Source organism: Legionella drozanskii LLAP-1, from assembly GCF_001467585.1.
Classification (GTDB): Bacteria; Pseudomonadota; Gammaproteobacteria; order Legionellales; family Legionellaceae; genus Tatlockia; species Tatlockia drozanskii.
The window spans coordinates 197,668-212,355 of record NZ_LNXY01000003.1 but is presented as its reverse complement, the minus strand read 5'-3'; the positions used below and the strand labels follow the sequence as shown (position 1 = coordinate 212,355).

Here is a 14,688-nt window from a genome sequence, read left to right as displayed (position 1 = left end):
ATTTTGCAATCAATAGGTATTCAATAAAATAGTGATGAGGGATGAGCAATGTGCAAAAAATTCATTTTAAGTCTGATTTTCTTTGGATTTACTCTAGTCAATTCTGCGTTTGCCTTTGAAAAAGAAGTGGCTATCACTGTCGATGACTTACCCTTTGTAGGTTTTGCTGGTAATGATCCCAAAATATTAAAACGCGAGGAAGAGCAAATTTGGAATATTTTCCAGGCGCTTCTTGATAATAACATTCCTGCTACTGGCTTTGTTATCGCAGGGAATATTGAAAATGGTCAGTGGGAATTATTGGAGCGCTTCCAACAAGCAGGGTTTATAATAGGTAATCATACTTATGACCATGCCAATTTAAACGCAATGAATTATAAAAAATACATTGCTAACGTCGATAAGGCGGACAAAATTTTATCCTCACTCATGTCATCGCCAAAATATTTTCGTTATCCCTTTTTAGCTGAAGGTAGAGGAGAGAAAAGGACATTAGTTCAAGATTATCTGACGTCAAATAATTATGTTGTGGCGCCAGTGACTATTGATAGTAAGGATTTTGTGTTTAATGCCAAACTATATACGATGTCTTCGAAGGTTCGTGCAAGAAATTTAGATCGTATTAAACAGCAGTACTTATCTTATCTCAACAGCCAGATTCAGAAAGCAGATCGAATTGCTAAACATAAGAATCGCCCAGTAAAAGAGATTTTGCTCATTCATTCCAATCTACTCAATAGCTATTGTATGAGAGATGTAATTGCATTGTTTAAAAAAAATGGCTATCACTTCATTAGCTTGCCGGAAGCGCTACAACAATCTACAGATAGTACAATAGGAGCTAGCGCTGCGAACAACTCAATAGCAGAATCCTCGTTAGCATCGGGAGGGGTAGAAAGTATTACAGATAATACTGAATCAGCAGTCTCAGAAGAGCAACAATTGGATAAATGGATGTTTTAAGCAATTCATATTAGTATGGTCGCTTTTATGGTTTATCGAGTAAAACTAATATGGAAAATGATTTTTCTCTTAAAGAAAGTCTAAAAATTTTACAAATTACGGATACCCATCTTTTTTCTACAAACCCTAATTTATTTGGTATTAACCCTAATAAAAATTTTAATGAGGTAATGCGGGTAGTTTTTAATCACGAGCTTCAGGATACGGATTTTATTTTATTAACCGGTGATCTGTCCCAGGATGAGACGGCGAATTCCTACCAATATTTAGTAGAATCATTTAAACACTGTAAAAAACCTGTTTTTTGGATTTCTGGTAATCATGATAATGAAAAGCTGATGGCAGAAGTTTTTAGCCCATTCGCTTTATTTAATCGAGGAAAATTTTTAGAACTAAAACATTGGATCTTTTTATTCCTCAATTCAAAACTTGAAGGTTCTGAAAACGGTTACCTACACCAAGATGAGTTAAACAAATTAGAAAAACAGTTGAAATTATGTCACAAAAACGTTGCGCTAATCATGCACCATCATCCCACTCCAGTTAATACACCATTAATCGATAAATATATTTTGAATAATCGTGATGAGTTATGGGAAATAATTTCCAATACCAAGGTCAAATTGATTATTACCGGTCATGTGCATGGGGATTATAGTCTCTCTAAAAATGATATTAAAGTAGAGTGCTCGCCGGCAACATGTTATCAACTAAAGAAGGGTACTTCCACCTTAGAAATTGACAAGGCCATTGGTTATAAGATTCATTATTTTGATAACGGTAGGTATTATTCCAAAGCTGTTGAGTGGCAGTTTCCTTAAAGCATTCAACGGAGAAATTAAGTTTTTCCTCTCCGAAGGAAATCAGCCTACTAATAGAACTTCTTACGCGGGGGAGGATTGGGCGAGGGGGAAACAGCTGAGGATCTTCTCTCTGGTCCCACGAACAAGTCGTGGGACGCAAGGATGTTGGGATTAAGCAAACTCTTTCTTCAATCTTTCAACAGTATGTTTAGGTAAGAGCAGCCAATAATGCCCTGGGTTTTTCATATGACCGGCGATAAAAGTTGCTCTTTCGCCACCACCCCAAAAGACATCACCGCGTACTAAACCTTTAATGGCGCCCCCAGTATCTTGGGCAATCATTAATCGTTGAAATGCTTTGTCTTGATCAGGATTAACCTCCGCTGGTCTTGTGGTATTTAGCCACAGAGGTGCTCCTATAGGAATCCATTTTTTATCAATTGCTAAGGAGTAACCGGGTGTTAGAGCAACACCTTGAGAACCTAGTGCAGAATCATCTTTAAGATAATGGAAAAATACGAAGGATTTATTTTGATTTAAGACCTTATGCATCTGATCAGGATTTTCTTCAAGATAACGTTTAATATGCTGCATCGAGGCATTATCTCTAGTCATAACCCCTTGATCAATGAGAATCCGAGCAACAGAGGTATAGGGTGCACCATTTTCTGCTGCATACCCAAGATGGACACGCGAACCGTCATCAAGCACAACAGTGCCCGATCCTTGAATCTCTAAAAAGAGTCTATCAATATCACTATTTACCCATAGCAAAACGGGTGCTTTTTGAGCAATTGCCCCATTATTTATTTCAGCACGCGTATAATAAGGTAGGATCTGGTTGCCTGCTACTCTGCCAACCATTCGACGATTTTTTAAAGAAGGATCAAATAACCCTAAATTAATCGTCACGAGGTTCGTTGGCATACCATAAATAGGCACATTATATTCTTTGCTTTTAGTGCGACTGCCATGTAACTCCGCCATATAGTAACCAGTAAATAAACCCCGAACAGGCTGGTTATCATTAAACTCGACAGGAGTGAACCATTTTTGGAAAAATTTCCTTGCGGTAGTTTCCGTAATTGGATTTATTGCTAGCGCGGCGCGGCAAGCCGGTTGCCAATCTTTCGCTTTTAAAGTGATATGCTCACTACCCACATGTTGTTCTGGATTCTGATTCAAAAATGCTTTACAGGAAATTTGGAAGGCATGTAAAGATTTCTTTACCTTAGTTGTTTTCCAGCCAGGCAATTGAGCAAATGAGCGCTGTTTTAATAGGACTGCTTTTGGTTGTTTAGACCAATACCACCACGAGAAAACGCCAAGTAGTGTAAGCAGAAGAATAAATGTAAGTAATAGTAATTTTCTTTTCATAACTGGACAAATTTTACACTAATTGAGATTAAGTGCAACTCTTTTTTTCCTCTAAAAGGATTAACTAATTGTTTTATATAGTGAAAAAAATATCAATTTATGATATCAGAAGCGTGCTGAAAAGCCATGATTTTAAGCTCTGCGCCATCGTTCTGATTAAAAATTGAAACGTTGTCCGCGAACTAAAAATCCTTGAAAGCCATCTTTCTTGGCATCGGGTAGAGGACCGCAGTTATAATCATAGAGCCACATCTTTCCACGAGTTTTGCTATTTAGAGTTTTTAGTTCATTATAATGGGCGTGTTGACCGCTCAACTTCTCAGAGGTTTCACAATCATGAAAAATAAGGTCAGCTCGATCATATAGCGGTTGCAAAGTGTCGGGGGAGAAGCGAGTATCGGTTGAAATAAATATTTTTTGAGAGTTTGTTCTTATAAATAATCCATAACTAGGCATGATTTCTCCATTTGAAATGGAATGAATTGTTTTGACCAATTGAAACTGATAATTCTGCCAGGTAAAACGCTCATGAAGTGATTTAACATTAAAGAATGAAGCTAAATTGGCCTGTTTATCTTCTATTGAACACATGCCACCACGCAAGACATTGTTCCATAATTTTTCTATTTGATCATGACTTATAAAAAGTTTGGTTTTTTCACCGTCAATGAAATGCTTAGAAAAGCCTAGCCATTCGAGCCCACCACAATGATCACTATGTAAATGGCTTATGTAAACAGCATCGATATCACTAAATGTGTATCCCTCCGCATAGAGTGAATGTCTGGCATCGCTTCCACAATCAATAAGCAATTTGTAACCAGAATTACTTTCAATCAACATATTCGATTGAAATTTGTTTTCACCTACACTAAAGGCAGATGAGACGCCAAGGAATAATAGTTTCATTAAACTATCCTCTGAGCCATTTTGTCCTTTAACTAGCGATAACTCTAGGCATTAGACCTTATATTAAGCATAGTCATGCTTTTCTAAATAATATACTAAAGTAGTACGTGGGCGAAGAGAACTTGGTGATTAATGTAAGTCGCTTATTTTTTCACCATTCAGCCAAGAGCTAATTTTCTTATGTTGGTCTAGCTCAAGCAATGCAGGGGCATGTCCGGCATCTTCTACCTCGAAAAAATCAACTTCGGAATGAATTCTTTTCATTTTTTTTATATGTTCAGGGAGAAGCAAGGTAGAGCGCCTGCCACGAATGACTAAAACAGGGCATTTAATTTTTTGCCAGAAATCCCATAGATCAATGTCAAAAAGAATGCCTTCAAGTGCTCTATGAGGATGATAGAAAAATTCTTTGACGGATTGCCAACTGAGTTTGAAATCATGAATGTCCGGATCAAATTTACTAATAAAAACCCCCGGAGAAGGTTCGGTCACACTATGTTCAGTAAAATTAATCCATTGTTTTTCAGTAAGATTACCAAATTCTGCGTAAATTTTTTTATAGTGTTCTTTTGCTTGTTCTTTACTAGAAAATTCAGGATCTTTGCCTACATATTTGGCTAAATGCCACAGTGCTTGAATGGGAACCTCAGGGCCTACATCATTGAGAACAAGGCGACGAATAGGCGTATTAGGTAGTGAGGCCATAATAATACCCAATAACCCCCCCATGGAAGTGCCAATCCAATCAATTTCTTTTGCACCTGTCCTACTGATCAAGTTGCTCAGGTCTACAATATAGCGCTTAAAGTTATAATCCTGGGGGTTTGTCAGCCAACTACTATCTCCACGTCCAACCACGTCGGGGCAAAAAACATGAGATCCTTGTCCACTTAAGTAATCTGCAAGAGCATCAAAATCGCGGCTGTTACGGGTCAGGCCGTGAACACAGATCACAGTAGGCGACTCCGAATTCACCTTACCCCATTCGGTATAGGCAACTCGATGATAGCCCTCTTCAGAGACACAAAGAATATAATCCTGCTTCATAGGTTCACACTCTGATCAAGCAATTAGAATTAACTTCACTATAGTATATATTGGCCGCAGGAGTGTGCGATTGACAACAAGTAGTCTGGTTGTTTGAATCCCAGACTACTTATTTTAAGCTTTAACCGATTAAGCTAAAAAGAATTGCTGAGATAGCAATTAAGCCGATGATTGTAATAAAAGTATTTGCAACTGGCTGACGAAATTTTTTCATCGCTGGCACCTTTAATATGGCATACATCGGCATTAAAAAGAGGATGATTGCAATAATTGGCCCGCCTAAAGTCTCAATCATGGTTAATATATTGGGATTAATCGTTGCCGCAGCCCAACAACTGACGATCATAAATCCCTCAATCAAGGAATATAATTTGACATTATTTATCGTTTTGCCACGAGAACGCAGGGATTTAACAATTAAACCATGCAAGCCCTCACTAGCTCCGAGATAATGGCCAAGAAAGGATTTAGCTATAGCGATAAAAGCAATCACCGGTGCAATATAAGCAATGGTGGGTGTATGAAAGTGGTTGGCGAGATAAGATAAAATGGAAATATTTTGCTGTTTAGCCAAAGCAAGATCTTGTGGGGAGAGGCTAAGAACACAGCTAAATACAAAAAACATGACGGTGATGACCATCATGATATGACTGTATTTGAGAATCCATGAACTTTTTTCATCTGCTTTTTCTTTATAAGTGCGTTTTTGATTGACTGCAAAAGAAGAAATAATCGGCGAGTGATTAAAGGAGAAGACCATGACGGGAATAATTAGCCACAAAGTCATCAAAAAGCCATTGCTGCCTGCAGCCTGGCCAAAATTACTTTGTTGGAAAATAGAATCATTCCAATGTGGAATCAAATAGATAGATAAAATGGTTAGGATACTAACAAAAGGATACACCAATATGCTCATTGATTTTACAATGATTTCTTGACCCAAACGTACAATCGCCATTAAAGCCATGATAAGTATAATGGCTAAAAGTGCACGTGGAGGGGCCTCCATACCTAATTGATGGACTATAAAACTATCAGTGGTATTAGTTATAGCAACACTATACATTAGCAGGATTGGATAAATAGCAAAGAAATAAAATACGGTGAGCACTTTTCCTGCGATACTTCCGAAATGCTCTTCAACCACTTCGGTAATATCATTATTTCCCTTAGAACCCGAGAGTACGAAGCGACATAAGGCTTGATGTGAAAAATAAGTCATAGGGAAGGCAAGAATGGCCATGATGATTAAAGGCCAAATGCCATGTAAACCGGCATTGATGGGTAGGAATAAAGTACCTGCGCCGATAGCTGTTCCATACAAGCTCAACATCCAAACGGTGTCTTGCTTTTGCCAGCTTGGTACAGAATGCTGTGCTTCTTCGGCTATTAAGACCGAAATTCCTTCTTGGGACATAAACATCTCCATCTGCAATAAAATTAGGTTGACCTACTTTCACAAAGCCATAATTTCCATACTATGACCCTTTTTTTAGCAAAATCTGCAAACATGTTATAGAAAGTCATTTAACAAATCAAGCATGCTTTTCGTTTGATTATTGCACAATAAGATTAAGAATAGATTAAATGAAAAATTAAAATCTCGCGGTATAAAGTTATTTTTAAATTCCTAAACATCAAAATTTAATTCTAAATTTCAATCGGTTAAGTCAGTCACTTGTATTAATGGATGTACTATACTTCATAAAAGTACTTTCTTTGGAGAAGAAGCATGTCGCGCTCAATTAAGTCCACGAGCCCAAAAAATACTATGGATATGAATCAATTTTATCTTGATGTTATTGATTGTATGCCAAATATTGTCTATTTATTAGATAAACATTGCTCTTTGATAGGCTGTAACCGTAATTTCCGCAGTTTACTTGGCATTGACAACAATGAAGAAATTATTGGCAGCCGTCCTTATAAAAAGCTCACTTCGCACGCTAATTGGTCAGCAGAACGAAGTGAAATGCTTAAACGCGATGATATCAATGCTTTGTTATCTAAAGAGCCTATTTATGATGTGCAAGAAGCTCCAGTCGTTAATAAAAATAGTGATATTGTTTACTATCTGTCAAAAAGAATTCCTTTATTTGATAAAAATGAAGAAGTTATTGGCTTAGTCTGCGTCTTAACAGATATCACCGAAACAAAACGAATTAAAGAGCAACTAAGAAAAGTTAAAAACCAATTACAAGCTTATAACGAAAAACCTATTACTATTGCACCCACACAACAGAATATAGAGAATTTTTCAGATAAAAAGCCTCCTAGAGTACTTATGGTTGAAGATAATTCAATTGCACAAAAAGCAGCGCAATCATTATTAATGCAACTTGATTGTCATGTTGATGTAGCTGAATCTGGCGATAAAGCAGCCCTGCTATTTGAACCAGGAAAATATGACCTTGTGTTTATGGATATTGGGTTAGAGGATACTTCAGGCTATGTGGTATCTAAAAAAATACGACAATTGGAACAAGGGACTGAATACCATGTCCCTATCATTGCGCTGACCGGTTATCAAGCGGATATTGTTAAATATGATTGTGATGACTACAGCATGGAAGGTGCGCTGACAAAGCCGCTCACGACCGAGCAAGCTAAACAAATCATTCAACATTACATTTATCATATTGATATACCAATTCATGGATTAAAGAGTATCAAGGGGCAGATGGAGTAATTGATTGCCCCTTGAAACATTTACCGTTAGTATGTAGCGATTTGATTTACAGCGCTAAAGGGAATAAGAGAGAATTATGGTTTTAATGAGTGAGGCAATTTTTCAACACTTACAACAGAAAAACTATGTACAAGTTCCATTTCCTATCGCTTCAGAACTCCTGCAACAAGCTATTGACTCTTTTTTCAAATTTTTAGAAGAGCCTGAGTCAATTAAGCGCCATATTGATTTTACAATAGCACCTCAACATCGTAGAGGTGACGTAGGATTTAAACAGCGGAATGCAGGCGATCATCTCTATAATGACTCTAAAGATTTTTTTCATTTTCATCCTGCGTTATTTAAAAAATATGAGAAATTTCTTGAGGAAAATCCCGTTGTTAATGATTTTATGTTAAAAGCTAAACCCATTTGGGAATTGGTGTATGAAACAGTGCATACTATTTTACAACTGTTTGAAAACCAATTTATTGGAATCGTAGATAAGGTTTTTGCTACCGAAAATGTGCACATTCTTTTGCGATTTTTAAAGTATGAATGGTCAGAATCAGGGAAATACCTTGCAAAACCTCATTTTGACGCTGGATCCTGTACTTTGGCTGTCGCAGAAAGTTGTCCCGGTTTACGAATAGGGTCTTCTCCGGAGAGTTTAAAAACGGTAGAACATAAAAAAGAGCATGCAATTTTTATGCTTTCCTCAAATTACAAGCAAATTATCACCACTGATGAATATTCTGCCGGTTGGCATGATGTGATACAGCTAGATGAAACACATCTTGGAAAACCGTTTGCTAGATGGGCAATTGTGGCGTTTATTGATGCGCATGGGGTGTCGGCGCTGCCGAGAACAGAAACACATAAATGGTATGCAGGAACGGCATGAGCTCATCGACAAAAACTACACAGGAAAACAAATTTTCTCGATTATTATCGCTTGATGTTTTCCGCGGGATGACGATTGCTTTAATGATTCTAGTCAATAGCCCGGGAAATCGCACGGCCTATTCCTGGCTCGAACATTCCTCCTGGAACGGCTGTACTTTAGCTGATCTAGTGTTTCCCTGGTTTATCTTTATTGTTGGAGTTGCTTCGGTATTTAGTTTGTCGAAGGCGAGTGAGTTGGATCATTTATCTTCGCAGCAATTGTTCATTAAAATTTTAAAACGAAGTCTGCTTATTTTTTTTATAGGTCTATTGCTTAATGCACTCCCCTATTTTCATTTTTCCACGTTTCGCGTTTATGGGGTCCTGCAGCGAATTGCCATCTGCTATTTTGTGGGTTCCTTATTATTTTTAACGACACGAATGGAAACTCAAGCGCTGATTATGGCATTGCTGTTAGTTGTCTATTGGTTAATCATGATTTTGGCTAATGTACCGGGATATGGAGCTGACAATTTAACATTCGAAGGTAATTTTGCTGCTTATGTTGACCGCTTAATTTTCTCTCCTGCTCATTTATATGGCAAATTTTATGATCCAGAAGGGCTTTTAAGTACACTTCCCGCCATCGCTACTGCATTGCTAGGAAATTTGACCGGCTTTTGGTTACGCTCTCGTTATACTCGCCGAAAAAAATTGGAAGGTCTATGGGTGAGTGGTTTTATCGCATTAATACTTGGGTGGTATTGGGGCATATGGTTTCCAATTAATAAAACTTTATGGACAAGTTCCTATGTATTATGGACTGGGGGGTGGGCGCTTGTTATCTTGGCTTTGTGCTATTGGCTTAACGATGTTAAAGGGTGGAAGACCTGGTCTAAGCCTTTTGAAATCTTTGGCGCTAATGCTCTTGCAGTGTATTTTTTACATATTTTTTTCCTCAAAATACAGACAATCATTATTGTTAATCGAGCAGCAGATGGTTTGCCTGAAACTTTAAAAATGGGAATTACTAAAGCGCTTTTTGGTTGGGCATCACCGGAAAATGCTTCTTTGCTCTATGCAATAAGCTATACGTTATTTTGGTTGTTTATCCTTTCTATTCTTTATCGCAAGAAAATTTTTATCAAAATATAGAGATGCCTTTTCTGGGCCTATATCAGCTCTTGAATAGCAAATATTGCACTATACTTAGTTTGAGGTAGCTCTAGTCTAGCAACAAGTTAAATCTTCTAAGCTATAGGGAGGCAATTATGAGCTTGCGAAGAGAATATGATAATCATTCATTTACCGACTATTCCTATGAAGACGAAGAGGATAAAGAAAAATTAAGCCATAAAAGGCAAGTACGAAAAATGCTTGAAGAAAAACTTGAGCGTAAACGCTTAAAAGAAGAATTCGATGAATTAGATGGAGAGTTTGATTGGGATGAGCTTGATCGCTAACTGAGATCAAACCGGCCATTAGCTAGCTGGATGAGAGTGATAATTCGCAGCTAAAAGTGTATTTTGTAATAGGGTAGCTATCGTCATTGGGCCTACACCACCAGGTACAGGGGTTATCCAAGAAACGATATCTTTTGCACGCTCGAAATCAACATCCCCACGTAATTTTCCGTCAGCTAAACGATGCATGCCTACATCGACGATAATTTGCTTCTTATTTAACCAATTAACATCCAGAACATCTTGAACTCCTGTCGCAACAACAATAATGTCAGCAGCTCGTACAAATTTCTCCAGATTTTGAGTAAAACGATGACAAATAGTTACGGTTGATGCAGCCAATAAAAATTCCATCGCCATGGGTCGGCCAACAATATTCGATGCACCAATCACTAAAGCGCTTACTCCAACCAGAGGAATTTGATAATAGGATAATAAATGAATGATTCCATAGGGTGTGCAAGGTCTGAGTAGGGGGTTTCGTTGTACAAGACGGCCTATGTTGTAGGGATGAAATCCATCTACATCTTTTGTCGGGCTGATGCACTCGATTACTTTGTTGGTATCAATGGAATCAGGTAAGGGTAATTGAACGAGAATGCCGTCTACCTCCGTTGAATGATTTAATTGGTCAATTAATTCAAGCAATTCTTTTTCGGAAGTGTTTTCCGGCAAATCATAGGCATAGGAATTAAAGCCAACTTCCAGGCAGGCCTTGCGTTTGTTAGCGACGTAAATATTGGAGGCTGGATCACTACCAACCAAAATGACTGCCAAGCCGGGTGCTTTTTGCCCTTGTGCTACGCAATTGGCAACAGCTTCTTTAATATCTTCTTTTAGCTGTGTTGCGGCTTTTTTACCATCTAAGAGTAATGCTGTCATTTTATACATGAAGAAAGATTTTGAGTGCAAAATTATGAAATACTGTGACTCGATATGCAATGAAATTCGCAATTCTTTATAATATGGTTGCTAAATTAACCATTTTGACAAATAAATGTCGCATGCATTCGAAATACGAAGTATTTCTGCATGGGATTTCGTTTTTTTTGCCTAGCATTATGAAATACCAAGAGAAATCTAGACAAAAGTATTGGGGTGTTATACATTGGCCATTTTCCAGCAGGAAATGCTAATGCGTATTGCCTTAGGGGTTGAATACGATGGTAGCCAGTATCATGGCTGGCAAGCGCAGACTGGCCTGCATACGGTTCAGCAAGTTTTAGAGCATGCCTTAACGAAAGTAGCGGACACTGAGACTAGCATAATCTGTGCTGGCAGAACCGATACAGGGGTTCATGCAACAAACCAGATTATTCATTTTGATTGCGAGAAAGAACGAACCATTCGTTCTTGGATTCATGGGGCTAATTCATTTTTACCTAAGGATGTTTGTGTAAAATGGGGTCGTGAGATGCCTGATAATTTTCACGCACGCTACTCTGCTTTATCACGACGTTACAGGTACATTATATATAATTCGCCTATTCGACCGGCACTGTTGCGATCTAATGTGACTTGGCAATATCGTCAATTGGATCACAAAGCAATGCAAGAGGCTGGTCAGCATTTAATCGGTGAAAACGACTACACTTCCTTTCGTTCTGTAGAATGTCAGTCGAATACACCAATGCGCAATGTGCATCATCTACAGGTGACGCGTACCGGTGATTTGGTAATGATTGATATCACTGCGAATGCATTCTTACATCATATGGTAAGAAATATTGCAGGGGTATTAATGGCAGTGGGTTCTGGAAAAAGAACCAGTATCTGGGTGCAAGAGGTATTACAGGCTAAGGATAGACGACTTGGCGCGGAAACAGCACCACCCTATGGTTTATACTTAGTAGGAGTTGCCTATCCAAAAGAATTTAGTGTCATACAAACCAATCCCGGGCCTCTATTTCTTTGGGAGCGCTAATTGACTAATGCTCGAGTGCGAATAAAAATGTGCGGAATGACCCGCGAAGAAGATATTGCCTACGCTGCAGAACTTGGTGTAGATGCAATTGGGTTCATTTTTTATCCGAAAAGCCCACGGTGCGTTTCGCTGACTCAAGCAAAAAAAATATTACGTCAATTACCCGTGTTTGTTGACGCAGTGGCAGTTCTAGTTAATCCTTCATCCTTACTGGTTGATGAGATTCTTAATGAATTGCCCATTGTTTGGCTACAGTTTCATGGAGAAGAGTCTCCTGAGTTTTGCAGCCAATTCAAAAAACCTTATATCAAAGCGTTACAGGTAAGTACTGCAGCATCCATTTATAAGTGCAGCGCCGACTATCAACAAGCCTCAGCCATTCTTTTAGACACGCCATCCGAGAGTAGTTATGGTGGCACAGGTAAAACCTTTGATTGGGGACTTATTCCACGAAATCTCGAGAAGCCCTTTATTTTATCGGGTGGTTTGAATCCAACAAATGTTGGTGTAGCGGTTAGTAAATGCTTTCCATATGCAGTGGATGTGTGCAGTGGAATTGAATCATCCCATGGAATCAAGGATCATGAAAAAATGAGTCAATTTGTATCTGCGTTACGGGGGAAAAATGAGTGAAAAAGAACTTCCTGATGAGCATGGCCACTTTGGGCCTTATGGGGGCATGTTTGTAGCCGATACTCTGATTGATGCTTTGGAAGAACTAAAAAAAGCGTATCAACGTTATCGCAACGATCCAGAGTTTTTGGCTGAATTTACTACAGAGTTATCAGACTACGTCGGTCGTGCCACGCCGCTATATCACGCAGAGCATCTCTCTGCTCGAATAGGTGGGGGGCAAATTTATCTAAAACGAGAAGATCTGAATCACACCGGCGCACACAAAATTAATAATACGGTAGGTCAAGCGCTGCTTGCTAAGCGCATGGGAAAAACACGGATTATTGCAGAAACTGGCGCAGGGCAGCATGGGGTTGCCTCGGCAACGGTTGCCGCAAAACTTGGTTTAGAGTGCGTAGTTTATATGGGCTCTGAAGATATTAAACGCCAGGCTTCCAATGTTTATCGGATGAAACTCTTAGGCGCCGAAGTTGTACCCGTCAATTCGGGCTCTAAAACCTTGAAAGATGCTTTAAACGAAGCGATGCGTGATTGGGTGGCTCATGTTGATGACACCTTTTATATTATTGGTACAGTGGCGGGGCCGCATCCTTACCCGCAAATGGTTCGCGACTTTCAATCGATTATTGGTCGTGAAGCAAGAGCACAGATTTTAGAAAAAACAGGACAACTTCCCGATGCCTTAGTGGCTTGTGTTGGAGGAGGCTCGAATGCCATCGGCTTGTTTTATCCTTTTTTACAAGATAAATCAGTGGCAATTTATGGCGTTGAGGCAGCTGGTAAAGGCTTGGAAACGGGGCAGCATTCCGCATCATTGATTGCAGGTAAACCGGGTATTTTACATGGGAATCGGACTTACTTGCTCTGCGATGAATATGGACAAATAAAAGACACTCACTCCATCTCAGCGGGACTGGATTATCCAGGTGTCGGACCAGAACATGCTTATCTAAAAGACATTGGCAGAGTAAACTATGTGCCAATTAATGATGAAGAAGCGCTTGATGCGTTCCGTACTCTAACCCGAGTTGAAGGAATTATTCCTGCACTAGAATCCAGTCATGCCGTTGCTTATGCGATGAAGCTTGCTAAAACCATGGAGCCATCTCAACGAATTATTGTCAATTTATCTGGTCGGGGTGATAAAGATATGCATACCGTTGCCAGTATTGATAATTTATCTGTGTAGTTTAAAGGGTATTCTATGAATCGAATTGATAAAACCTTAGCACAATTGCAGGCGAGTGGTAAAAAGATGTTAAGCCCTTATATTACCGCGGGCGACCCGCATCCCGATATGACTGTTTCTTTGATGCACGAACTTGTCGCTGCTGGTGCAGACATTTTGGAAATTGGGATTCCTTTTTCAGATCCTATGGCTGAAGGTGCAATAATCCAGGCTGCGATGGAGCGCGCTTTAGCTTATAATGTGAGTTGCGAAAGTGTATTGGAAATGATTAATAAATTTCGCGAACGCGACAAGGATACTCCGATTGTTTTAATGGGCTATTTAAACCCGATTGAACAATACGGTTATGAAGCCTTTGCCAAACGAGCCAAGCAAGTAGGAGTTGATGGTACAATACTTGTGGATTTACCTCCTGAAGAGAGTGAAATGATAGCTCCCCTTTGGCAGACCTATGATTTACATAGTATCTATTTATGTTCGCCTACCACTTCCGATGAACGCATGGCGATGATTGACCAATATGGAAATGGCTATCTTTATTATGTGTCCTTAAAAGGGGTGACGGGATCAAGTGATATTGATTTAAATAAAGTGAAAGAATTGTATCGCTATAGAAAGTCGCAAACTCAATTACCACTCATGGTGGGATTTGGGATTAAGACTCCCGCAATGGCTGCAGAAGTTGCAGAATTTGCGGATGGAGTTATTGTTGGGGCAGCCCTGATTAGCCGCATTTTTGATGCTTATAGCTCTTCGGAAAATGCATTAGCAGCGGGTGCTTCTCTAATAGGTGATATGCGATCAGCGATGGATAATTAACGGAA

At 39.0% G+C, this 14,688-nt stretch carries 15 protein-coding genes; 10 read left to right on the top strand and 5 right to left on the bottom strand.

The genetic code is table 11. From position 1 onward, the window contains the following. Positions 1-48: 48 nt before the first annotated feature. Entirely contained in the window at positions 49-963 is a 915-nt protein-coding gene (locus Ldro_RS02030; RefSeq protein WP_058494758.1) for a polysaccharide deacetylase family protein, read from the top strand. A gap of 50 nt (positions 964-1,013) precedes the next feature. Beyond that, complete coding sequence (locus tag Ldro_RS02025) at positions 1,014-1,784, top strand: metallophosphoesterase (protein ID WP_058494757.1); 771 nt, start codon at positions 1,014-1,016, stop codon at positions 1,782-1,784. Between the two features lie 153 nt (positions 1,785-1,937). Here the strand turns inward: Ldro_RS02025 and mltA are convergent, their stop codons facing one another. From mltA to Ldro_RS02005, 4 genes are all read right to left on the bottom strand, one after another. After that, the gene (gene mltA / locus Ldro_RS02020) at positions 1,938-3,143 is read right to left on the bottom strand and encodes a murein transglycosylase A (RefSeq protein WP_058494756.1); all 1,206 of its coding nucleotides are present in this window, start codon (positions 3,141-3,143) and stop codon (positions 1,938-1,940) included. A gap of 156 nt (positions 3,144-3,299) precedes the next feature. Further along, on the bottom strand, positions 3,300-4,052 hold the full coding sequence (locus tag Ldro_RS02015; protein WP_058494755.1) for an MBL fold metallo-hydrolase: 753 nt from the start codon (positions 4,050-4,052) through the stop codon (positions 3,300-3,302). 129 nt (positions 4,053-4,181) lie between these two features. Beyond that, a complete protein-coding gene (locus Ldro_RS02010) occupies positions 4,182-5,099 on the bottom strand; it encodes an alpha/beta fold hydrolase (protein ID WP_058494754.1) in 918 nt (305 codons plus the stop codon). A gap of 121 nt (positions 5,100-5,220) precedes the next feature. After that, positions 5,221-6,516, bottom strand: coding sequence for a serine/threonine transporter (locus Ldro_RS02005; RefSeq protein ID WP_058494753.1), 1,296 nt, complete (start codon positions 6,514-6,516; stop codon positions 5,221-5,223). Positions 6,517-6,831: 315 nt separating this feature from the next. On the opposite strand from Ldro_RS02005, the gene Ldro_RS02000 reads away from it, so the two are divergent. The 4 genes from Ldro_RS02000 (at position 6,832) to Ldro_RS01985 (ending at position 10,115) form a co-directional block, all read left to right on the top strand. Beyond that, positions 6,832-7,788, top strand: a complete 957-nt coding sequence (locus Ldro_RS02000) for a response regulator (RefSeq protein ID WP_058494752.1) — start codon at positions 6,832-6,834, stop codon at positions 7,786-7,788. A 76-nt stretch (positions 7,789-7,864) separates the two neighbouring features. Further along, complete coding sequence (locus Ldro_RS01995; protein ID WP_058494751.1) at positions 7,865-8,671, top strand: hypothetical protein; 807 nt, start codon at positions 7,865-7,867, stop codon at positions 8,669-8,671. Further along, complete coding sequence (locus tag Ldro_RS01990) at positions 8,668-9,807, top strand: acyltransferase family protein (RefSeq protein WP_058494750.1); 1,140 nt, start codon at positions 8,668-8,670, stop codon at positions 9,805-9,807. The genes Ldro_RS01995 and Ldro_RS01990 overlap by 4 nt, the downstream gene beginning before the upstream one ends. Positions 9,808-9,923: 116 nt before the next feature. Then, a complete protein-coding gene (locus tag Ldro_RS01985) occupies positions 9,924-10,115 on the top strand; it encodes a hypothetical protein (protein WP_058494749.1) in 192 nt (63 codons plus the stop codon). Between the two features lie 18 nt (positions 10,116-10,133). Here Ldro_RS01985 and folD read toward each other — a convergent pair whose 3' ends face one another. Further along, a complete protein-coding gene (gene folD / locus Ldro_RS01980) occupies positions 10,134-10,997 on the bottom strand; it encodes a bifunctional methylenetetrahydrofolate dehydrogenase/methenyltetrahydrofolate cyclohydrolase FolD (RefSeq protein ID WP_058494748.1) in 864 nt (287 codons plus the stop codon). A gap of 253 nt (positions 10,998-11,250) precedes the next feature. Between folD and truA the strand changes: the two genes are divergently transcribed. From truA to trpA, 4 genes are read left to right on the top strand one after another with little or no spacing between them, the layout of a single operon-like run. Next, positions 11,251-12,039, top strand: a complete 789-nt coding sequence (gene truA, locus Ldro_RS01975) for a tRNA pseudouridine(38-40) synthase TruA (protein WP_058494747.1) — start codon at positions 11,251-11,253, stop codon at positions 12,037-12,039. After that, positions 12,040-12,672, top strand: coding sequence for a phosphoribosylanthranilate isomerase (locus Ldro_RS01970; RefSeq protein ID WP_058494746.1), 633 nt, complete (start codon positions 12,040-12,042; stop codon positions 12,670-12,672). After that, the gene (gene trpB, locus Ldro_RS01965) at positions 12,665-13,864 is read left to right on the top strand and encodes a tryptophan synthase subunit beta (RefSeq protein ID WP_058494745.1); all 1,200 of its coding nucleotides are present in this window, start codon (positions 12,665-12,667) and stop codon (positions 13,862-13,864) included. Before Ldro_RS01970 ends, trpB begins: the two co-directional genes overlap by 8 nt. Positions 13,865-13,879: 15 nt before the next feature. Beyond that, positions 13,880-14,683 (top strand): tryptophan synthase subunit alpha, encoded by an 804-nt coding sequence (gene trpA, locus Ldro_RS01960; protein WP_058494744.1) that lies wholly within the window; start codon positions 13,880-13,882, stop codon positions 14,681-14,683. The last annotated feature ends 5 nt before the right edge of the window (positions 14,684-14,688 follow it).

What these genes read in the sequence shown, in the direction of transcription:
- Ldro_RS02030 (WP_058494758.1), top strand. Translation starts at nt 49, where the DNA reads ATGTGCAAAAAATTCATTTTAAGTCTGATTTTCTTTGGATTTACTCTA.
- Ldro_RS02025 (WP_058494757.1), top strand. Translation starts at nt 1,014, where the DNA reads ATGGAAAATGATTTTTCTCTTAAAGAAAGTCTAAAAATTTTACAAATT.
- mltA (WP_058494756.1), bottom strand. Translation starts at nt 3,143, where the DNA reads ATGAAAAGAAAATTACTATTACTTACATTTATTCTTCTGCTTACACTA.
- Ldro_RS02015 (WP_058494755.1), bottom strand. Translation starts at nt 4,052, where the DNA reads ATGAAACTATTATTCCTTGGCGTCTCATCTGCCTTTAGTGTAGGTGAA.
- Ldro_RS02010 (WP_058494754.1), bottom strand. Translation starts at nt 5,099, where the DNA reads ATGAAGCAGGATTATATTCTTTGTGTCTCTGAAGAGGGCTATCATCGA.
- Ldro_RS02005 (WP_058494753.1), bottom strand. Translation starts at nt 6,516, where the DNA reads ATGTCCCAAGAAGGAATTTCGGTCTTAATAGCCGAAGAAGCACAGCAT.
- Ldro_RS02000 (WP_058494752.1), top strand. Translation starts at nt 6,832, where the DNA reads ATGTCGCGCTCAATTAAGTCCACGAGCCCAAAAAATACTATGGATATG.
- Ldro_RS01995 (WP_058494751.1), top strand. Translation starts at nt 7,865, where the DNA reads ATGGTTTTAATGAGTGAGGCAATTTTTCAACACTTACAACAGAAAAAC.
- Ldro_RS01990 (WP_058494750.1), top strand. Translation starts at nt 8,668, where the DNA reads ATGAGCTCATCGACAAAAACTACACAGGAAAACAAATTTTCTCGATTA.
- Ldro_RS01985 (WP_058494749.1), top strand. Translation starts at nt 9,924, where the DNA reads ATGAGCTTGCGAAGAGAATATGATAATCATTCATTTACCGACTATTCC.
- folD (WP_058494748.1), bottom strand. Translation starts at nt 10,997, where the DNA reads ATGACAGCATTACTCTTAGATGGTAAAAAAGCCGCAACACAGCTAAAA.
- truA (WP_058494747.1), top strand. Translation starts at nt 11,251, where the DNA reads ATGCGTATTGCCTTAGGGGTTGAATACGATGGTAGCCAGTATCATGGC.
- trpB (WP_058494745.1), top strand. Translation starts at nt 12,665, where the DNA reads ATGAGTGAAAAAGAACTTCCTGATGAGCATGGCCACTTTGGGCCTTAT.
- trpA (WP_058494744.1), top strand. Translation starts at nt 13,880, where the DNA reads ATGAATCGAATTGATAAAACCTTAGCACAATTGCAGGCGAGTGGTAAA.